This window comes from Aliidiomarina quisquiliarum (assembly GCF_023922585.1).
Taxonomy (GTDB): domain Bacteria; phylum Pseudomonadota; class Gammaproteobacteria; order Enterobacterales; family Alteromonadaceae; genus Aliidiomarina; species Aliidiomarina quisquiliarum.
Genome location: NZ_JAMFTN010000020.1, coordinates 167602 through 187723 on the forward strand (window position 1 = coordinate 167602; position 20122 = coordinate 187723).

The following is a 20122-nucleotide window of genomic DNA, read 5'->3' on the forward strand; positions in this document are numbered from 1 at the left end:
TTCTTTTGCCTGGCCCAAAAGTGTAAGTTCACTTATTAATTAGGGCACGGTGTTTTTAGCCTGTTGTGGTGGCGCATTATATCCATGTTTCGAGCGCAATAAAAAAGTTTCTGCTTAGTTTCGACTTTTAAAAAATAAAAACAATAAAAAAGCCTCGTAAATACGAGGCTTTGGATAGCTTTTAAGGCTTAACTTAAAAAGGCTTAGAAGTGGTAAGCAACACCGAGGTTGTACGCTTTAAAGTCGCTGTCTACGTAGTTGTAACCTAACTCAACACTTAACTGGTCCATTACATAGTAACGGGCAGAAGCGGTGTAAGAGGTTTCACTAATATCGGTCCAGTGGCGGTTTACCCGCAGGCCTAATTCTAGGTTGTCATGCAATATGGTTGAACGCACACCAATTGTTCCATACTGACCGCTGTCGGTTAGGGTTTTGTCACCTTTTGGCGACAAACGCATATGGGTTAAACCAGCAGAAACTACTAAAGCGGTTGAAGGTAAAATCGCATAGCCGTAACCAATACCAAAGTCGCCTGCTAATAAAGTATTTCCAGACTTAGTAACACGGCTTAATTCAGTTTCGGCAAAAACACCATTCATAATACTTACGTTGGCTTTAATATCGAAGCCTTTAATAGTTCCAGCAACAGTGTCATTGCTTAAATAATTTAAAGAAACAAAATCAAAAGAAGGAGATTGTTCTGCTGCAGCTGAAAAAGAAATTAAGCTGGCTGCTACAATTGTCGCTACTGCTAATTTTTTCATAATGTATATTCCTTATGGGTTGAAAAAATCAAGTGACTCATTAAGAGGCCCCTATTTTCGGTTGTAGGTAAGCGAAGGTCAAGTAGAATGGGGTCTGTAGCGTGCTGAATGGCTATCTATCAAGCAATTGTTATTTATCTATTAGGGGTGTTGGTACAGTTATTTAATACAAAAGGAAGGACCTCACAAATAATAAAATAAGCAAGGTAATTTACAGTAAATTTATATTGTTAGCTAACTGTTGTTTATATTAACTTGGAAATAATAAGCGCAGTTGTTTGGAATAATTGAATGTAGCTTTTAAGTAGTGTACTGCACGATTAGTAATGTGGCTTATATTAGCTTTTTAAATGAAGTAAGCCAAGCGAAATAGAAAGTGTTTGGTTTTAACCTATCAGAGACTTTAGTTCGTCCATAAATAAATCACGCAAATGCCAAAGTTGTGGTAATAGTTTTTTTGCCGCTTCGGCTTGATCCTGCGTATACAAAGAAATTGCACTTTGGCCAAGTTGGTGTATGTCGTGATGCAACTTTTCTAAGTTAGAGAATTTAGCTTGTAAGCCAAACCGGCTATTTGCTTCGCTGTCAATCCAAACGCCTAGTTTGCAGTGGTGGCGATCAAGCACAGGTGGGTTTTTGAGCTCACCACATAGCCACTGCTCTAATGCTATTATCCATGAGCGATGCTCAACTTCTGCGTAAAGCAATGGCAAGTTGTGGGCTTCCACTGGTGGTTGGCCAAGCCACGAAGGCGGCGCTTGCCAGTGCTGCGCCCAACGGGGAAAGTCATCAGCAGGCATTGGCCATACCAATTACGCCGGAAATAATCGACAAATCATCGGTGTTTTGCATCATTTCGCGAACAAAGCTTTGGTCAACCTTTAATACATTTGCCGGTAAGTGCTTAAGGTAAGCAAGGGAAGAATAGCCTGTGCCAAAGTCATCAAGGGCAAAGCTTACTCCCAGTCGACGACAGTTCTGCATTATGCTAGAAACAGCCTGCAGGTCGTCTAACATGCTACTTTCAAGCACTTCAAGCTGAAACAACGAAGGGTTAATGTCTGGATAAAGCTTAAGCTCGGCGTTTAGCTTATCAACGAAAGCAGTATCAAATAGTTGTTGGCTACTAACATTAACGCTTACTTTTATATTTAGCCCTTGCTGCTTCCACAAGTGCATTTGTGCCAATGCAGTGCGAATAACCCAATCACCTAGTTCAACTTCAAGTGGGTGGTTAAATAAAGCAGGTAAAAAATTACCAGGTAAAACCAGTTCGCCGGTGCTTTTTTGCCACCGAATTAAGGCTTCAGCACCGAAAACGATGCCACTTTTCATATAAACCTTAGGTTGGTAATGCAGCACAAACTCGCCGGCATGCAGGCCTTTGCGAATTTGTTCAATATAGTCCGTAAGCTCTCGGGCATTTTGTTCAGAGCCAACATCATATTTTTGATAATGCCCTCTACCTAACATTTTTACCTGAAACAGTGCTTGCTGTGCTTGCCGCATTAGCTGTTCACCGGCCACTTCTAATGGTTGCGGGTATTCAGTAACACCAATGCTGGCGGTCAATACCAAGTCAACTCCGTCAATGGTTAAAGGCTTATTAACCGCAGCTAATAGCCGGTTAAGTTGTGGGAAGTAGCTTTCCTCTGCTTCAAGCCGAGAAAACAGCATAACAAATTCATCGCCACCAACTCGAGCAAGCACAGTAGAACTATTAAACAGTCGCTGTAAGCGTTTGGCTAAAGTCGACATTGCTAAAGTCCCAGTCCCAAAGGTTATCGCTATTTACCCCCAGCACAGAAATTCAATATTGCTCTTGGTCTAATAATGCTTGTTCGGCCACTTGCCGAGAATAGGCCTCTCGTTCGAGAGCAAGGGTACGGGAAGAAAGCTCTTTATACATAGACAGAATACTTTGAATAAGTACCGAGGTTCGCCCAGACATGGTTTCTTGTGCCTGCTGTTTAGCGGTACTTATATCAATGCCTGCTCGAACTTGGTGCAATACCAGCGAGTAAATTTTGTCTTCGTACAGAATATGGTGGGCTAGCCAAGTAATTAGGAATGCTAAAAGCTCATCCATTACCTTTTGGCGGTTTTCTACCGACAGTTTTGACTGAAATAGACGTATTTTCCCCACAAAACCACTATGGGTTTTCACATGGTCTTTAAATAAGGGGTCGTTCACAGAAAGCTCGGCCCACAGTGTTTCTTCAGTGTCGAAATGGAACTCTACGAAAGCTACCATATCGTCTAAAATACGAATGGGTTCGTCTATATCGTTGCCGTAAACATAGGATTGTGCGAACTCATTTATTAAAGCAGCCAGCCTACGGTGCTGTTCGTCGAGAACCTCAATACCTATTTCAAAACTAGAGTTCCACGGCACAATATCAAATTTTGAACGTGAGCTTGCTTCCAACATATTTTGGTAAGCCTCAATGACAACCATTTACTAATTTAGTATTAATTGGTTTCAATGTACTGCCAGCAAGTAACCTATACGAGCGACAAAAACAGTGTAATTAAGGTTATAGCAATTGAATTAATAGTAACAATAGTATTAGCTACCTAGTTAGGGTAGGTAAAACTAAATTTTAAAGCGCGCTACCAAGTTGTTAAGCTCTTGCCCTAAGCGCGCTAAAGCCTGCGACGCTGATGCGGTTTCTTCCACTGCAGTGGCAGACTGGTCCGCTGCATTGTTTACGTTCACAACGTTACGGTTAATTTCTTCGGCTACCAGGCTTTGTTCTTCTGCTGCAGTGGCAATTTGCATGCCCATCGATTGAATTTCTAGTACCGTTTGGGCGATAACCTTCAACTCGGTATTGGCTTCTTGTACTAATTCAAGCGTAGAGTCTGAAAGCTTGTAGCTGTTATCCATCATTTCCACGGCGTTTTTAGAGCCCGATTGTAAGTTTTCAATTAGCTCTTCAATTTGCGAAGTAGACCGCTGGGTACTATGGGCTAAATTACGTACTTCGTCGGCCACAACAGCAAACCCACGCCCAACTTCTCCAGCCCGCGCCGCTTCAATGGCAGCATTCAAGGCCAATAGGTTGGTTTGTTGCGCCAGCCCGTTAATAACCGTTAGCACCGTTGAAATGTTTGCACTGTCTTCATTTAACCGATGCATGGCCTCAGCGCTTTGCTGTACCTGGGCGGTTAAGCGGCGGTTGGCATCTAATGCACCTTGTAAAACTTGTTCGCCATTGGTCGCTAAACGATTGGCGCGCTCACCTGCTGCGGCCGCATTTTCTGCATTGCGCGCTACTTCGTGCACCGTGGCGGTCATTTCATTCATGGCGGTTGCCACTTGCTCGGTTTCTTGACGTTGCATACTTACCCCAGCACTAGTTTGCGCAGTTACGGCGGAAAGCTCCTCTGCGGCTGAAGCCAGCTGAGTAGTGAAGCCGGCTACTTCTGTTAGCGCTTCTCGTAAATTAGTGCGTGTTTGTTCAAGGGCATTTAATAATGCACCGAACTCATCACCCCGTGGGTCTACTTTACTGCCTGTCATGTTGCGGTTACCAATGGCTTTAGCAATAGCAACAGCTTGACTTAAAGGGTGAGTGATTTGCTTAATAATAATCCAACCAATTAGCACGCCGAGTACAATCTCTGCAATGGTTAGGCCGGCAGCAATAGTTTTGGCGGTACTCATTTCTTGGTCGCCCAAAGCGGTTGCAAAGCGTACTAGTTGATCGGTAATAGAGCTTACACTGGTATACACAGTGTTCATGTGTGTTTCGGTTGTTAGTAAAGTGTCGTTTAACGGAACAATATCCCGTAACAGTGTCATATAGCCTGCAACGCCAGTTGTAATTTCTGTCGTTAGGCTGGCTGCTTGGCCTGCAAGCCTTGGCTGTAACTTGGCTGCGGTGTCTTGTAATGCTGCATACGCTTGCTCTAGGGTATCGACACTTTGCACGGTGCGGTCGGTTATAAAAACTCGTGCAGTATAAGCGAGAGTACGCCGAGCCATGGCCAATTCAGTTACTAAACGGCCAGTTACTGCGCTATATGCATCGGTGTAAATAGTGGGTTGTTGAATTGAACCGTTTATTAAAGCGTTCAGTTGCGAAAGTGCTGTATTGGTACTTGCACCACTGCGTACAGCGGCAGCAATGTTTGCTTCTATTTGATGATGAGCTTGAATATAGTTATCGAAAGATTGCTCATAATCGGTGATATCAGCAACTATTTTGTCCATCGCTTGGCGGCTACTCGCTGCTGTTAAATTGGCTCTAGATTCACGTGCGGTACGTTTAATTTTGTCGGCTAGTGCATGCGTATCTTCAACAAGCTGGGCATTAGGGGTTAACTTGTATAAAGCACTGGTTATGCGCAAACCGTTTACATCGTTGTTTATTAACGCCAAAGCTTTTAGATTATTTGAACGCATGGTCAGTTGGTTTAAGCTATAAAAATTGTTCACAGCTAAAATAATAGACAAGAATAAAATGAAGCCTATTCCACCAGTTAACTTTTTCGCTACGCTAATATTTTTCATTTCCCATTCCCTTTAACGTTACAGTAAATTCTTGTTTGCATACATTCAGCTGGCTTGTGTAATAAGTAGCCACTAAAAGGCTTAAGAGCTAACATGTGCTATCAATTGCCTTAGCGCGCTTAAAAACAGCTCTCGTTGTTGGTGAATTTGTGGCAGTAGCCTTAGGGAGGCTTCAGATTTGCCCTTGCTATGCATAGCGACTGCTTTTTTAACTTGGTTATGTAGCTCACGGTGCAAGTTGACCATGTTGGTAAAGTTGGGGTGGCTGCCATAATGGCTAACTGCTTCATTATCAATCCACAGTCCTACTTTGCACTGATGATGGTCTAAAATGGGTACCCGTTCACCAATACCTGATAGCCACTGCTCTACGCCCATTAACCAACGCTGATGCTCAATTTCGGCATAAATTAATGGTAAGTTATGTCCGCCTACCGATTGCTGACCAAGCCAAGAAATGGGTGTTTGCCAGTTTTGGGTCCAAGTGTGCAGCTCGGTCGCAGGCATTGGCTTGGCAATGCCATAGCCTTGGCCTTGCAGGCAACCAAGCCTAAGCAATAAGTTACCTTGTTCTGCGTTTTCAACACCTTCAGCAATAACTTGCATGCCAAAGGCATTGGCCATACCAATTACCCCAGAAATAATTGACAAATCATCAGTGCTTTGAAGCATTTCTCGGATAAAACTTTGATCAATCTTTAGCACGCTCGCTGGTAAATACTTAAGGTAAGCGAGCGAAGAATAGCCGGTGCCAAAGTCGTCAAGGGCAAAACTAACACCTAATTGGCGCGTAAGGTGCATAATACTTGAAACAGTTTCAAGGTCATTCAACATGCTACTTTCCAGCACCTCCAGCTGTAATGCGGCAGGTTCAATGTCGGGGTAAAGTTTAAGAGCGCAGCTGAGTTTGTGGACGAAGTCTTTGTCGAATAGTTGTTGGCTACTAACATTAACGCTCACTTGAATGTCTAAGCCTTGGCGCTTCCATATTTGCATTTGCTCTAGGGCGGTGCGAATAACCCAGTCGCCTAGCTCTATTTCTAGAGGGTGGTTAAGCAAAGCAGGTAAAAACTTACCAGGCAAAACTAATTCACCATTACTTTTTTGCCAGCGCACCAGTGCCTCAGCGCCAAATACAGCGCCAGTATTCATAAACACTTTGGGTTGGTAATATAACACCAGCTCATCACTATATAGGGCGGTGCGAATTTGCTCGATAAAGTCGGTTAGTTCACGGGCTTCTTGCTCTGAACCAATGTCGTATTTTAGAAAGTGGCCCTTCCCAGACATTTTCACTTGAAATAGGGCCTGTTGCGTTTGGCGCAGCAATTGTTCGCCAGCTACTTCCATTGGCTGCGGATATTCAGTAACACCTATGCTGACGGTTAAAATAATATCTATGCCGTCAATAGAGAAAGGCTTATTAATAGCTGCTAACAGCCGGTTAAGCTCAGAAAAATAAGAGTCGTTAGCTTGAAGTCGAGTAAAAAGCACCACAAATTCGTCGCCACCCACGCGAGCAACCGTTGCTGTGTTGTTAAAAAAGCGCCGTATTCGCAGAGCCAAGGCTTTTAGCAAAGCATCGCCTAAAGCGGCACCATGCTGCTCATTAAGTTCGCGAAAGTTATCTATGTCTAATAGTGCTAAAGCTAGGCGCATGTTGCAGCGATCGCAGTACAACATTTCTTGTGCAAGAGTATTTTCAATTGAACGACGGTTAGGCAATCCTGTTAAAGAGTCTTCAAAAGCCAAGCGTTGCAACGACTCACGCTGTTGCACTTTTTCAGTAACGTTCTGCACGGTGCCTTCTGCGCTTAACAGCGAACCGTCGGAATTGGTGTTGAAGCGGCCTCGAACTTCAATATGTTTCACCGTTGTGCCATTAATTAATAGTCGATGTTCAATGTATAAGTTGTGTAATGCTGCTTTGGCAGTTTCGAAAGTAGATAAAGCCGAAGCCTTGTCTTCAGGGTGAATAAATTCAAAAAAAGATTTCAAAGTTGGCTTAAAGCTATTCGGATCGCAGCCAAAAATACGCATCATTTCTTGCGACCACATAACCTCATTTGACTCATAATCAATATGCCAATGGCCAACTTGCGCTTGTTTTTCGGCACGTTTTAAATGACGAATAGTTTCATCACGCTTTTGATGCAACTGTATATGGCCCAAGGCAATACCAAGCAAATTACTTAGCAGGCTTAAAAACTCAAGAACGTCTTCACCCCAATGGCGTTCTGTACCTACGGCGTCGTTGCCCATAAAGCCAACCAGTTTTTTGCCGATGTGCAGTGGGTAAACACAAACAGAACGAATGCCTTGCGACTCAAGAATATGATATTCATTTTTAGCCTCAGGAGGCATATCGCCTACCCTAGGCACTAATACATAGCCAACCTCACGAAATTGACTCCACCACCATGGCGTGGCACTGGAAGGAACCCCTTGCAAATTGTGCATTTCAGGCTCGATACCAGGGGCGCACCACTCGTGAGTATTGTTCATGCGTTGACCGTCAGGGGTCATTAAAACACGTAGGTGCGGTCAGCTTTCATGTACTTGCCGCTGCGCGCCAGAACTCGATTAATAGCGGCATTAAAGTCTGCTGAAGAAGACGCCATGAAGTCTGCTGCAAATTCACTAATTAGGCTGCGAATAGCACGCTCGCGTTGCAAAGCTAATTTTGTTGCCTCAAGCTCTGTCATTTCATGTTTTGTATTAGCTTGACGCTCTGGTGGTGGCGCATACAGCATAAACTAGCTAACCTTCATATTAGACTTGTTGCATTTGTCTTCTCGCTTACAGTAACTTGTATAAAAGAAGAAAGGGATTTGTTTATATTATCATTGACTAATATGCGGTTCCTACGTTTTTTTGCTTCATTGTGCTTATATAAAAACATATACAAAGTTAAATTTATAAAACACCAAGCATTGCTAAAGCATTAATAAATTTAAAATAGTATGCTTAAACAACAGCTTGCGCTGGCATCTTGAAATGTTAGCGCGGCTTAGCATGTATCTCTTGTGGAATACCCACACCAGCTGTACAAGTCACCGCAAAGACTTGATCCGTATCAACAGTTTTTCCTAACAATGCCGATAGTATGGAAGCATATTTTTAATGAGTACTTATCATGAAATTTTTAATGACACTGTTAACACCTATCCACTGGGTTTTTAATCACCTAAGCTTTCGCAGAAAATTTGTTTTAGTGGGCAGTGTGGTAATGATACCTACGCTTATTTTGAGCGTGTTGGTGGTTATGGACCCCATAACAGTTCGTAACGAAGCCAAGGTGCAGTCGACAGGGCTTGAGTACTTATCGCCGCTGCGTGAATTAATGGAACTTGGTGCCAGGCACCGAGGCCTTATGGCTACAGTTCTTTATAGTAACAGCAGGGTAACCAGCGAAATTCAAGCCATTCGGCAAGCAATTGGGCAACAGTTACAGTTATTGCAGGTACAGCAAGAAAAAGATGACGACAACCTACTTTCCGTGGCGGAATGGGAGCAACTAAGAGCCAGTTGGCGCAAGTTAGAAACACAAGAAAATGCAGCGCTGTCGTTTAGCGAACACACACAATGGTTAGCTGTTGTTCGCGATTTGCAGCGAGTAGTGGCCGAGCGCAGTGGGCTAGTAGCGTCGGAAAGTATTCATGCCATTTACTTAATGCGCTTAATTACTCGCGACCTTTCAGTGCTGGCCGATGTGGCGGGACAAGTACGGGGTATGGGGTCGGCGTTGTTAAGTAATGTACAGCTAGGTCAGCAGCAAATTTCGCTAGCAGAGCGAGAAGGATTGTTGCTTATAAATGGGCAATTAAACCAACACGTGGCGGGGTTTCGTGACAGCACGCGGGTGTTAAATATAGTTGCGCCAGACCCACACATAGAAGCTCAAGTGGCAAGCTTAGAGCAGCGCTTACAAACCTTCCAACAAACCGTGAATGAAAACTTTGTAGGGCAAACCAAACAAACCCCAGCGCGGGTGTTTTTTGATCAAGGCACCGCAGTGGTCGACGAAGTATTTCCCTTATACGACTATGCCCTCGAATTAGTTGGTCAGTATGTAAACAGTCGTACGAGTACGGCTACGTCATTGTTATGGGGTACCGGGTTATTATTAATTACCGTGCTGGTGTTGCTGTTGGTTTGTTTTGCCACGCTTTACTTGGGCATTCGTAATAATGTCAATATTATTACCTTGGCGGCGCGGCAATTAGCCATCGGGAATTTAAACGACGAAGTGGTTGTAGAAAGTGTTGATGAATTTGCCACTATTGCCAACTATTTTAACGAAGCAATTTATGAAACAGGCTATTCCGTTGAAGCAATACGTACCAGTAGCCGTGGTTTTGAAACCCTTGGTAACGACAATTACCGTGCCATTGCTGAAGTAGCCAAGCAAACCGCCGAGCAGCGTAGTGAAATGGACCAAGCTGCAGCGTCGATGGAACAAATGAATGCTTCAGTTGCTGAAATTGCACACTCAAGTCAGTCGGCTGCCGACGAAACCCAACACGCATTACAAGCCACAGAGCAAGGCGAAAAAATGGTCGGCCAGGTTGCCGTAGCTATTGACGGCTTAGCCCATGAAGTTGCCGAAGCGCAACAGGCTATTAAAGTTATTGAGCAAGACAGCAAAGCCATTGTGCTAATTTTAGACACCATTAACAGCATTACCGAACAAACCAACTTGCTAGCCTTGAATGCCGCCATTGAAGCGGCTCGGGCCGGCGACTCAGGGCGTGGCTTTGCGGTTGTAGCCAATGAAGTACGCGAACTAGCGCAACGGGTGCAAGGCTCGACCCTTGAAATAGAAACCGTGGTAAGCAAATTGAACAATAGCATTAAGCAGGCTACCAGCTTAATGGACCAGAGTACTGACTTGGCGCGTACAACGGCAGTAGACGCCCAAGGTGCTGCGGAATCTTTGGCTGAAATACACCAAAATGTGGCAGCAATTAGCGCGTTAAACACGCAAATTGCTACCGCCGCCGAGCAACAAAGCCAAGTAACAGGCACTGTGCAGCACAATATTTTCCAGCTATTAGAAAGCGCACGGGAAATGGAGAAGCAAGCCACCGATGCTCACGAAAGCTCAGCTCGCATAACCACCTTAGGTGGTGAAATTCAGTCGTTAGTTGAGCGCTACTTGCTCGAGCCAGACACGGTTAAAGAGCGCGCGCGAACTCAACCGCGATTAATTGAATGGCGCCCGGAGTTCGACGTAGGGGTAGAAGAAGTAAACAGGCAGCACCAACGCCTTATTTCTATTGCCAATGAACTGCACCGACTGTCGCTGCGCGACGACGACGAATACGGCATTAAACGTGTTATTGGTGCCTTAGCAAACTATACCCGCACGCATTTCCGCTATGAAGAGCTATTGCTAGAGCGCCACGGCTATGGCGACTTAGTGGAGCATAAGCGGAAGCACGCGAAATTAATTGCCGATGTTTTAAACTTTGGTAAGCGGGTTGAACGCGGTGAGCCTGTAGTAGACGAGCTACTTGAATTTGTTAAAAACTGGCTGGTTAACCACATACTCAAAAGCGACATGGCCTACCGCGACCACTTAAATAGTCGCGGAGTGTTCTAAAACTAGTACAATACCGCCTTTCACTTTCTGATTGGCGGTTTTTGTTTTGCAGTCTGCATCAACGTACAGCGGCTTCGTTAGCCGCTTATTTTCCAGCCGCAGGTTGTTAGTGCTCGGCATTATTTTTATTGCCGCCAATTTGCGCGCGCCTATTTCTGCTTTAGCACCGGTGCTCGACGCTATTATCGAGCAGTTCTCCCTTACGCCCACCCAAGCAGGCATGCTAACAACCTTGCCGTTGTTGGCCTTTGCTATGGGGTCGCCATTGGCTACTAGCTTAGCGCAGCGGGTAGGGGTAGAAAGGTCGCTGTTTATTGCTTTGCTGCTGATTGGGCTAGGGTTATGTTCACGCTTAGTCGACTCGTCGAATGGACTGTTTATTGGTACAGCGGTTATTGGTATTGGCATCGCTATTGGTAACGTATTGTTACCTAGTGTTATTAAGCGCGACTTCCCAACCCAACTAGCAGTAATGACCTCTACCTATGTGCTGGTTATGGGTATTGTTTCTGGGGGGTACTCGGCCTTAATACTGCCCCTTAGCTTATACAAAAATATGGGCTGGCAATTAGCCCTTGCGGGGTTTGCTGTTATTACTCTATTTAGCATTTTATTGTGGTTACCCCAGCTACGCCGCCATACACCCCCGCCAACCGAATTAGCGCAAGCTAGCGGCAACAGCAAAGTGTGGCGTTCGCCTTTGGCGTGGCAAATAACTACTTTGCTCGGCTTCAATTCGTTTTTTACCTATATTATGTATGCATGGATGCCCAGTATTTTAATTGAACGGGGGGTGCTGGCCGAGCAAGCAGGGGTGTTGCACGGGGTGTTTCAAGTTGCCGCCGCCGTGGCCGCTATAGCGCTCATACCCATTTTAGCCCGGTTAAAAGATCAGCGCCTACTTAGCTTTAGCCTAGCTTCTTTAACGGCTGTTGGCTCGTTGGGGTTATTATTCGCTCCGCAGCTGGCTATGTTTTGGTCGGTGGCGTTAGGGTTTTTCTCCGGCTGTGTATTTATTTTGGGCTTGTCTTTTATTAGTTTACGCACCGACACCACCAGTCAAACCACCTCGCTTTCGGGTATGGCCCAGTGCTTAGGCTATTTGCTAGCAGCTTCAGGGCCCATGATTGCCGGTTACTTACAAAGCTTTTTTAATAGTTGGACCCCAGTGCTTTGGCTATGTGTGGCGGCCAGTTTAATTTGTGCCGTGGCGGGTTTGTTCTGCGGTCGCAATATAACCATTAACGAACATGCAGCGCGTTAGTGGCCTGGTTGCTTTAATTCGATTGGCTGATATGCTTCCTGCCTATGACGAATAAACCTCTTCAACAACGTGGCCTTGTTAGCCTACTGGTTTTGCTGTTAGTTATTGTGCTGTGCACAGGGCAAACCAGTGGTTTAATGCAAAGTTGTCCGAATGCTGGCCATGCTAGTAATAGCCTTGCCCAAAGCGCGAGCAGCCCTGCACAAACAGGCTTGTTTAGTGCTTACGCCTTTAATCCGGAGTTTTCTCCGGCAGCGGCCCATTTGTTGATCACAAACTTCGCGCTTAATTTAAGCAAAAGTAAGTGCGAGCTTACCTCGCAGCTTATTCAAAATTCGCATTTAAGCGACAGTGTAAAGCTATTCCCATTCTTACTGTTGGTGTTTGTGGTTGCTTTAGGCCTGCGCAGCATAGGCTCAGTACGTACTACTCCAAATGGTTACCCTCCTGTTTCACGTTGGCGATATCGGCCACATTTGCATTTTTGCGTGTTTAACGAGTAAGTCGACTCTTTTATAAAAACCATTTTTTTATTGTTTTTTATTTTAAGGAGTTTCGCTATGCGTTGGTTAACGCTCGCAATTACTATTATTTTATTTAGTTTAAGTTTTAGCCCGCTTGCCCAGGCAAGTTCGGCGAGTAGCAGCCCTGTTACCACAGGTTGGCTGCAGCACCCTGATCACCCACCGGTAGAAGTACGTTTAAGCCTAACAGGGGTAACCCAGCCTGAAAGCAACGAAGTAGAAGGCTTGCTAGAAGTTCGTTTACAAAACGACTGGAAAACCTATTGGCGCTCGCCGGGCGAAGGTGGCATTGCGCCTATGGCCAGTTGGCAGCACAGCAATAACTTAGCCGCGGTACAATGGCAATGGCCCGCACCCGAACGCTACAGTGTGTCGGGCGTGGAAACCGTCGGTTATAAAGAAAACGTTGCTTTTCCGCTTACCTTTCAAGTAAACCAGTGGCACCAGCCCGTGTTGCTGCAAGGCGTGTTAACCATGTCGTCGTGCACCGATATATGCGTGCTTACCGACTACAATATTAACCTTGAATTTATTCCTCCCCAGTTAGTACCAAATAGCGATATGTATTTTCGTTATCAGCAAGCCCTTAGCCAGGTGCCGAGCTTACTTAGCACTACCAGTAACGAAAACATGGAGGTAAAAGAAGCCTATTGGTTGGCACAGCGCAGCCAATTACAGGTACGTTTGCAAGCACTAACCAACTTGCAAAATCCCGACGTGTTTATCGACAGCTTAGCCCCCGACCTTCGCGACATAACCGTAAAGCAGCCACAAATAAGTTATAGCGGAAACGAATTGGAACTGGTGGTTAACATTGAACACTGGCTTGGCGATCTCGATTTAGTGGGCCAGCCCATTCAGTTGTCAATTATTGACAATCACTTTGCTTACGAACTGCAAATTGAACCCATAGCCGGCAGCATGGGTGGGCTAGGAAATAATAGCGAACCCTTGCATTGGGGCATGCTTATTTTATTTTCGCTGCTAGGCGGGCTTATTTTAAACATAATGCCCTGCGTATTGCCGGTGCTGGGCATGAAGCTGCAGTCGGTGCTTACGGAAAATCGCCAGCAAGGGCTAGTGCGCAAGCAGTTTCTGGCTTCGGCGGCAGGTATTGTGGTGTCGTTTTGGCTTATTGCCGCCGGCTTGTTGGTGCTCAAGTACAGCGGCTCGGCCATTGGCTGGGGTATTCAATTCCAAAGCCCATACTTCCTTGGCTTTATGGTTATGGTTACTTGGCTATTTACCCTGAACTTAGCAGGGGTATTTAGCCTTCGCTTACCAAGTAATATGAATACTTGGGCGGCCACCAAGGGCGATCAGTCCATGGCGGGCCACTTTGTGCAGGGCATGTTTGCCACCTTATTAGCTACTCCGTGTTCTGCACCTTTCCTTGGTACCGCCATTGGTTTTGCCCTAGCCGCCAGCGCCTTGCAAATGTTTACTATTTTCACCTTGCTGGGTATTGGCATGGCCTTGCCATGGATTCTTGTTGCCGCTAAACCGCGGCTGGCGCTGCTACTGCCAAAGCCAGGCAACTGGATGAATATAACCAAAGTGGTGTTTAGCTTTATGCTTGCTGCCACCACGGTTTGGCTGTTGTTTTTATTCCGTGGGCATCTAAACCTAAGTGTTTGGCGTTTCATATTTGTAACCATTGCACTTATTACCGGGGTATTAGTGTGGCGCACTTATGGTGCTAAGGGCGTAGCCATTAGCTTTGTGTTTGGCTTCCTAAGTTTATTTGGCGCTATTGCATTTGCGGTGTTATCTGCCGACGACTTAAATGCCCAGCCTAACTGGGAAAAACTGCAGGTACAGCAAATAAACCAAGAAGTAGCAGCAGGCAAGGTAGTGTTTGTCGATGTCACCGCCAAATGGTGTATTACCTGCAAAGCCAACGAAGTGGGCGTGCTACTACAAAACCCTGTGTATAAAGCCTTACAAGCAAGCGACGTGGTGCTTATGCAAGGCGACTGGACAGTACCCAACGACTACGTAACCAGCTATTTGAAAATCCATAACCGTTATGGGGTGCCGTTTAATATTGTATATGGGCCAAGTGCCCCTTATGGCATTGAACTACCCGTTATTTTAACCAGCCAAGCCGTTATAAATGCGCTCGAACAAGCGCGCTAAACAACCGAAATTAAATTGGAGATAAACATGAAAAAGTGGATATTAGGATTATTATTTGCAGTAACTGGGCTAGGCGTAAGCGTGGCAATGTTGCAACCAGCTGAAGCACAAACAGCTAATGCACAAGTAACCCAGCAGGTAGAGGAAATTAATCAAATACTTTACGCCAATCCCGACATTGTTCCCGAACTGTTGAATAGCTTAAAAGGATTTTTAGAAACCAAACAGCAAAGTGAACAAGCGCAGCAAAAGTATCAACAGTGGCTGTTCAATAACGACAGAGTTCACCCATGGATGGGGGCCTCAAACCCCGAATTAACCATAGTGGTGTTTACCGACTACGACTGCCCTTATTGCAAACGCCTAGACCCACATTTGCAAAAGCTAAAAGACAATTTCCCACAAGTAAAAATTGTGAGTGTGTTTGTACCATTGCGGCAGCAACAGCTTAGCGGCAGCCCAGTGAACCCGTCGGAATTTGGTTTGAATGTATGGCACGACAATGCCGAAAAATACGCAGCAGCAGAAAACCTGCTGTACCGAAAAAACGGGTTGCACGACGCTAACTCGTTACGCCAAATTGCTCAGCGCACAGAAACCACCGGCTTGTTAATGCAAAACAGTGAAGTGCGCGACGCCATTGCGCAAAATTACCGGGCATTCACCGAGCTTGGCCTGCGCGGCACCCCAGCCATTATGATCGGTGCAGGCGTTATTCCAGGTTATGTAGAATATGAACAGTTAGCAGAGGTGGTACGTTCACAGCTTTAGTATGAGCCTACGCGGCGGCTTTAGTTTTTGGGGCTAAAGTCGCCGACTGCTTGAGCATTAAGCTCAGCTATTTATCAGTCGGCGCAAGCGCGTCATAACATCTAAGTTGTTCGATTCCATCGCCGCTAAAGCAGCAACAGCATCGTCGTGGCGGTTGGCATAATGGGCTTTTACCGCTTCTATGGCGTAGTAGTGCACTAAGCGGTGGGGCTCTTCAATGGCGGCAAAACCTGAATGACCACGGTATTTTTCATTGCCACCGCCCTTATAGTACCAGGCGCCTAAACGGCATTCAGTTTCATCGGGTAACGATTCTGCCTTCACATTCGAAAGCCCCGCTAATATTTGATACACAGTCAGCTTAATTTCAAGCTCTTCCAAGTTGGCTAGTTCAATTTCTGCCAATACAGCCGCATCGCCTAAAGTAGTCGACGAGGTGTTAGCTAATTCAATTAGTTTTATTAACCGAGCACGGGCAGACTCTGCCTCAAGGGCTAATAACTCCATTTCTTCACTATTAGCGCGGCTAACACCTGCAACGTTAGTGGTTTGTGTTCGAATACGGGAAATAACCGCGTCAATTTCACCCGTGGCACTGCTAGCCCGTGAAGCTAAGGTGCGTACCTCGGTTGCCACCACGCTAAAACCACGGCCATGTTCACCTGCGCGGGCCGCTTCAATGCTAGCGTTTAATGCCAGCAGCGACGTTTGTTCCGACACCCCGTGAATAATGTGCACTAGGTTAGTAATGCCATTTGTTTCTTCTTCCAAAGCTGATATTTGTTGTGCCGACTCGGCAGCTTGTTGCTTGGTGCTGCTCAACTGGTTAACTAAAGTGCTCATGCCGTTGCGCATGTGTTCAGACTCATCACGAGTGGTAAGTGCGTCGTTCCGGCGCGAGGTAAGCTTTTCAGACAGTTCGAAGAAGGAACCCTTTAATTCAGAAAGCGAGCTACTAAATTGGCCGAGGCCTGTCATTAAACGATGGTTTAAGTCTAGTTTCTTATGGGCGCTGGTAAGCTGGGCTTGGTACTGCTGAATCGACTGTTCCAGCTGTAAGTTCTGGTGTTGTAATTGTTCTGTTTCTTTTCGAGCGCGGGTAAGTTCTTGAGCGAGCTGTTCAAAACGTTTCTTAGCTGCGGTGAAAAACATGGACACCCTCTGTAGCACTAAAGTTGATGCGGGCAATGATACACCAAAGACATTAGTAACCGAATAGCAATGATAAGAGTAGAATAAACACAGCAAAACACGCGGCAACAACTACGCTATGGTTAGGTTAAAGATTTTAAGGTGAACAACATGACAAAAATAATAGTGGTGGGCGGTGGTGCTGGTGGGCTCGAGCTTGTTACTAAGCTGGGCCGAGCCTTGGGGCGTAAAGGCAAAGCTACCGTTACCCTAGTTGACAAAAATCGTACCCATTTATGGAAGCCGCTATTGCATGAAGTTGCCACTGGCGCCATGGACCCAGGCGTTGAAGGGCTAAGCTATCGGTCGCAAGCCTATAACCATGGCTTTAACTTTCAATTAGGCACTTTAACCGGCCTTGATCGCGAACAAAAAGCTATTGTGCTAGCGCCCATTTACGACGATAAAGGCAAACTGCTGCTAACTGAACGCACGTTAAAATACGACATTCTGGTGCTGGCCATAGGCTCGGTGTCGAATGACTTTGGCACGAAAGGTGTGCGTGAACACTGTATTTATCTCGACAGCCCACAACAGGCAGAACGATTTCATAATAAAATGCTTGACCTATTTTTACATTACACCAACGACGACACCATCGACGATACCGTAGATATTGCCATTGTGGGCGGCGGTGCAACGGGTGTTGAGCTTTCCGCCGAACTATATAATGCGGTTGATTACTTAAAAACTTACGGCTTCAAAAAACTAGGACCCGAAAGTTTACGCTTAACCCTAGTGGAAGCAGGGCCGCGCCTATTGCCTGTGTTACCGGAGCGCATAGCCGCTATGGCACGTAAAGAGCTTGAATTGCTAGGCGTTGATGTACGCACAGAAACCATGGTAGTTGAAGCAACTAGCGAAGGGCTTATAACCAAAAATGGCGAAACCATTCCAGCAAATTTAATGGTGTGGGCAGCAGGAATTAAAGCGCCGGGCTTCTTAAAAGACATTGGGGGCTTAGAAACCAATCGAATTAACCAGCTAGCGGTAAAAGCGACGCTACAAACCACCCGCGACGACAATATTTACGTTATTGGCGACTGTGCTTTTTGCCTGCAAGAAAATGGCAAGCCAGTACCACCACGAGCCCAGTCGGCCCACCAAATGGCTACCCGAGCGTTTACTAACATTAAGGCGCAGCTTAATAACAAGCCACTGAAACCTTATATTTATACCGACCATGGGTCGTTAGTGAATTTAAGTAACTACACCACGGTGGGCTTACTTATGGGCAGTTTATCGCGCGGCACCATGACCGTGGAAGGGCGCTTAGCCCGCACCATTTATGTGTCGCTGTATCGTATGCACCAAATAGCACTGCATGGCTATATGCGCACCGGCTTAATGATGCTGGTTGGCCGCATGAACCGGTATTTACGGCCACGGCTAAAGTTGCATTAAAACCACTCGGCTAGTTGTTGCAGCTCGCGAATGCGGTTGCGTTGCAGGGCAAAAGCTTCAAATACTTCCTCGAAGTCGTTGGAGTTTTTGCTAACGTGGGGCAAAGCCAAAATGGCTTGGGCGAAAAATTCGGTGTTGTTCTGACCCCAAGCTAATTGCCACCAATCAATAATTTGGCTGCGACACGCGTTTAACTTGGCTGCACTTGGTAATTTGTCCGACTTTCTCGCATTTACCCGCGAAGTAGCAGGTACTAAGTTCCATAAGTCATTATTAGGCCAGCGGGCATAGGGAAAAGCATGATCAACCGCATACTCGCTTGGCAGCCTAATGCGCTTGCTCGACCAAACGCAATAAACCTTATCTTCATTAAGTAAGCTGTCGACTCGGTTGCGCACATGGCTCGTTTTACGCTCAGGGTCGTCCCAACGCAAGGCATTAAAATAAAGATGGCGTGAGAGTTCACGTGCTTTATTACGCCCATAACCTTCCATTAAGTTCACCCATTCGTTCAGTAAGGTTGGTTCTATCCATACGCTAAACTGGGCCATAGCGTCCCAAACATGCGTTGGAATATAAAATGAACCAAGGCTAGCCAAGTAATCACTGTCTAATATGAGTGAGGTAAGATTGTTTGGGGTTGGTTTGGTTTCAACGGCAAATACAGCCTCATCCGTACCAGGTAAAGTAATGTACTTTACGGGCATGTTTCTTATTACTTGGCTTATATCTTTAAGGGTACGGTGTAAAACGTTTGCTGCAGCTGAATTAGCATCACCCGTAAGGCCGCCCGTAATCAGTGCGCCTAAGTATAAGTCAGCGCTTGCTAATGGTTTTAAAGCCGACCAGCCGGCTGGTTTAACAAAGCCTAAACCGCTATTACTATTGCTATTTTGCTGCATGTCATAGGTATCAACTAACGGCCGATAGAGCTTGAGCCAATAAAACGCGACTAAACCTAAAGGCAGCTCCACCGTGTCGTCGGTTTGGTTGATAACGGCGCCAGGATGACCTTCAGCTATACGTAAAATGCAGCGTAACAAAGCCAGTTTATAAGTAGAGGTTTTAGTATCGTTCACCGCAATGTGGCGAATTAATGGAAAAGCGCCGGTGCCATCATCGGGTAAAGTAAGCACAACAGTTTGCCAATATACGTGATCACGGCCTAGCTTGTCGGCTTGCTTTTGGCTGGTTACTTCTTGAAAAGAAAGACCGAACTTATTGGCTAACTGGGCCTGTTCAGACGTTGATACCTGATACATGACGCGATCTTCATGGAGCTCGTTTTCGCTTGTACTATGGCGAAGAGAAATTACCAACTTACCATTTGGCTTTAATAACGAGCTTAATTTACGAAAAGCCCGCTCGCGTGAGCTAGGCGGAATGTGCATCCATACGGCGCTTAATAAAATAAGGTCGAACTTTATTTGTAGCGCAAACACGCTTTTTAATTCAGGTAAGGTGTCGTTGATCCAGTGAATATTGGCATCTTTGTGCTTCAGCTGAGCTAATTCACGCATACCGTTAGCGGGCTCTACAGCAACAACATGTAGCCCTTTATTTGCTAAATATGCGCTATCGCGGCCAGAGCCTGCACCAACGTCTAATACCCAACCGCTAGAGGGTAAATGTTGTAACCAGTTGCTATGCACGTCGGTGAAATTAAGGCTGTCGTATTGCGCGCTAAGCTGCTCGGCTTGCGTCGAGTAGTAAGTAATATTTTTACTGCCCAAACTAATTTGTTCCTTGCCCAAAACACATACTGAAACGCTACCTTAAATAAAGGGGTGGGGCTAGCTTCTTGAAGATCTAAAAGTAGTAGCTGAGTGTCATGGTTTGGTTATCAGCCTATGATTCGATAGGTGTTGAAGCGCTTAGTGGCGTCAGAGAAAAAAGTTATTGCTGGGCGCGCTCGGGCCATGGAAGTTGTCGACCCAG

General features: G+C 45.8%; 15 protein-coding genes. 6 read left to right on the forward strand and 9 right to left on the reverse strand.

Features of this window, described 5'->3' with window-relative positions; translation table 11 throughout:
- Window positions 1–203 precede the first annotated feature (203 nt).
- The 7 genes from M1L23_RS07645 to M1L23_RS07675 form a co-directional block, all read right to left on the reverse strand.
- On the reverse strand, window positions 204–767 hold the full coding sequence (locus tag M1L23_RS07645) for a hypothetical protein (protein ID WP_252626754.1): 564 nt from the start codon (window positions 765–767) through the stop codon (window positions 204–206).
- A gap of 386 nt (window positions 768–1153) precedes the next feature.
- The gene (locus M1L23_RS07650; RefSeq protein WP_252626755.1) at window positions 1154–1567 is read right to left on the reverse strand and encodes a CZB domain-containing protein; all 414 of its coding nucleotides are present in this window, start codon (window positions 1565–1567) and stop codon (window positions 1154–1156) included.
- On the reverse strand, window positions 1557–2525 hold the full coding sequence (locus M1L23_RS07655; protein ID WP_252626756.1) for a putative bifunctional diguanylate cyclase/phosphodiesterase: 969 nt from the start codon (window positions 2523–2525) through the stop codon (window positions 1557–1559). The genes M1L23_RS07650 and M1L23_RS07655 overlap by 11 nt, the downstream gene beginning before the upstream one ends.
- A 52-nt stretch (window positions 2526–2577) precedes the next feature.
- Window positions 2578–3198, reverse strand: coding sequence for a bacteriohemerythrin (locus M1L23_RS07660; protein ID WP_252626757.1), 621 nt, complete (start codon window positions 3196–3198; stop codon window positions 2578–2580).
- A gap of 165 nt (window positions 3199–3363) precedes the next feature.
- Window positions 3364–5286 (reverse strand): HAMP domain-containing methyl-accepting chemotaxis protein, encoded by a 1923-nt coding sequence (locus tag M1L23_RS07665; RefSeq protein WP_252626758.1) that lies wholly within the window; start codon window positions 5284–5286, stop codon window positions 3364–3366.
- Between the two features lie 81 nt (window positions 5287–5367).
- Window positions 5368–7812 (reverse strand): EAL domain-containing protein, encoded by a 2445-nt coding sequence (locus tag M1L23_RS07670; protein ID WP_252626759.1) that lies wholly within the window; start codon window positions 7810–7812, stop codon window positions 5368–5370.
- Window positions 7812–8039 carry a hypothetical protein gene (locus tag M1L23_RS07675; protein ID WP_252626760.1) on the reverse strand — a complete coding sequence of 76 codons (228 nt, stop codon included), beginning with the start codon at window positions 8037–8039 and terminating at the stop codon, window positions 7812–7814. The genes M1L23_RS07670 and M1L23_RS07675 overlap by 1 nt, the downstream gene beginning before the upstream one ends.
- A gap of 383 nt (window positions 8040–8422) precedes the next feature.
- Here M1L23_RS07675 and M1L23_RS07680 point away from each other — a divergent pair, with 383 nt between their 5' ends.
- Genes M1L23_RS07680 through M1L23_RS07700 form a run of 5 tightly spaced genes read left to right on the forward strand, consistent with a single transcriptional unit; the run spans window position 8423 to window position 15589 of the window.
- Window positions 8423–10891, forward strand: a complete 2469-nt coding sequence (locus tag M1L23_RS07680; RefSeq protein ID WP_252626761.1) for a bacteriohemerythrin — start codon at window positions 8423–8425, stop codon at window positions 10889–10891.
- A gap of 46 nt (window positions 10892–10937) precedes the next feature.
- The gene (locus M1L23_RS07685; protein ID WP_252626762.1) at window positions 10938–12155 is read left to right on the forward strand and encodes an MFS transporter; all 1218 of its coding nucleotides are present in this window, start codon (window positions 10938–10940) and stop codon (window positions 12153–12155) included.
- Window positions 12156–12199: 44 nt separating this feature from the next.
- Window positions 12200–12658: a hypothetical protein gene (locus M1L23_RS07690; protein ID WP_252626763.1), complete on the forward strand. Its 459-nt coding sequence runs from the start codon at window positions 12200–12202 to the stop codon at window positions 12656–12658.
- 57 nt (window positions 12659–12715) lie between these two features.
- Window positions 12716–14818: a protein-disulfide reductase DsbD family protein gene (locus tag M1L23_RS07695; protein WP_252626764.1), complete on the forward strand. Its 2103-nt coding sequence runs from the start codon at window positions 12716–12718 to the stop codon at window positions 14816–14818.
- Window positions 14819–14845: 27 nt separating this feature from the next.
- A complete protein-coding gene (locus M1L23_RS07700) occupies window positions 14846–15589 on the forward strand; it encodes a DsbA family protein (protein ID WP_252626765.1) in 744 nt (247 codons plus the stop codon).
- A 63-nt stretch (window positions 15590–15652) separates the two neighbouring features.
- Here the strand turns inward: M1L23_RS07700 and M1L23_RS14935 are convergent, their stop codons facing one another.
- Entirely contained in the window at window positions 15653–16741 is a 1089-nt protein-coding gene (locus M1L23_RS14935; RefSeq protein WP_274707211.1) for a methyl-accepting chemotaxis protein, read from the reverse strand.
- A 150-nt stretch (window positions 16742–16891) separates the two neighbouring features.
- On the opposite strand from M1L23_RS14935, the gene M1L23_RS07715 reads away from it, so the two are divergent.
- Window positions 16892–18184 (forward strand): NAD(P)/FAD-dependent oxidoreductase, encoded by a 1293-nt coding sequence (locus tag M1L23_RS07715; protein ID WP_252626766.1) that lies wholly within the window; start codon window positions 16892–16894, stop codon window positions 18182–18184.
- Here the strand turns inward: M1L23_RS07715 and M1L23_RS07720 are convergent.
- A complete protein-coding gene (locus M1L23_RS07720) occupies window positions 18181–19917 on the reverse strand; it encodes a class I SAM-dependent methyltransferase (protein ID WP_252626767.1) in 1737 nt (578 codons plus the stop codon). The two genes, M1L23_RS07715 and M1L23_RS07720, sit on opposite strands and share 4 nt — an antisense overlap.
- Window positions 19918–20122: the final 205 nt, after the last annotated feature.

What these genes read in the sequence shown, in the direction of transcription:
- M1L23_RS07675 (WP_252626760.1), bottom strand. Translation starts at nt 8,039, where the DNA reads ATGCTGTATGCGCCACCACCAGAGCGTCAAGCTAATACAAAACATGAA.
- M1L23_RS07680 (WP_252626761.1), top strand. Translation starts at nt 8,423, where the DNA reads ATGAAATTTTTAATGACACTGTTAACACCTATCCACTGGGTTTTTAAT.
- M1L23_RS07715 (WP_252626766.1), top strand. Translation starts at nt 16,892, where the DNA reads ATGACAAAAATAATAGTGGTGGGCGGTGGTGCTGGTGGGCTCGAGCTT.
- M1L23_RS07655 (WP_252626756.1), bottom strand. Translation starts at nt 2,525, where the DNA reads ATGTCGACTTTAGCCAAACGCTTACAGCGACTGTTTAATAGTTCTACT.
- M1L23_RS14935 (WP_274707211.1), bottom strand. Translation starts at nt 16,741, where the DNA reads ATGTTTTTCACCGCAGCTAAGAAACGTTTTGAACAGCTCGCTCAAGAA.
- M1L23_RS07700 (WP_252626765.1), top strand. Translation starts at nt 14,846, where the DNA reads ATGAAAAAGTGGATATTAGGATTATTATTTGCAGTAACTGGGCTAGGC.
- M1L23_RS07665 (WP_252626758.1), bottom strand. Translation starts at nt 5,286, where the DNA reads ATGAAAAATATTAGCGTAGCGAAAAAGTTAACTGGTGGAATAGGCTTC.
- M1L23_RS07650 (WP_252626755.1), bottom strand. Translation starts at nt 1,567, where the DNA reads ATGCCTGCTGATGACTTTCCCCGTTGGGCGCAGCACTGGCAAGCGCCG.
- M1L23_RS07670 (WP_252626759.1), bottom strand. Translation starts at nt 7,812, where the DNA reads ATGACCCCTGACGGTCAACGCATGAACAATACTCACGAGTGGTGCGCC.
- M1L23_RS07690 (WP_252626763.1), top strand. Translation starts at nt 12,200, where the DNA reads ATGACGAATAAACCTCTTCAACAACGTGGCCTTGTTAGCCTACTGGTT.
- M1L23_RS07645 (WP_252626754.1), bottom strand. Translation starts at nt 767, where the DNA reads ATGAAAAAATTAGCAGTAGCGACAATTGTAGCAGCCAGCTTAATTTCT.
- M1L23_RS07695 (WP_252626764.1), top strand. Translation starts at nt 12,716, where the DNA reads ATGCGTTGGTTAACGCTCGCAATTACTATTATTTTATTTAGTTTAAGT.
- M1L23_RS07660 (WP_252626757.1), bottom strand. Translation starts at nt 3,198, where the DNA reads ATGTTGGAAGCAAGCTCACGTTCAAAATTTGATATTGTGCCGTGGAAC.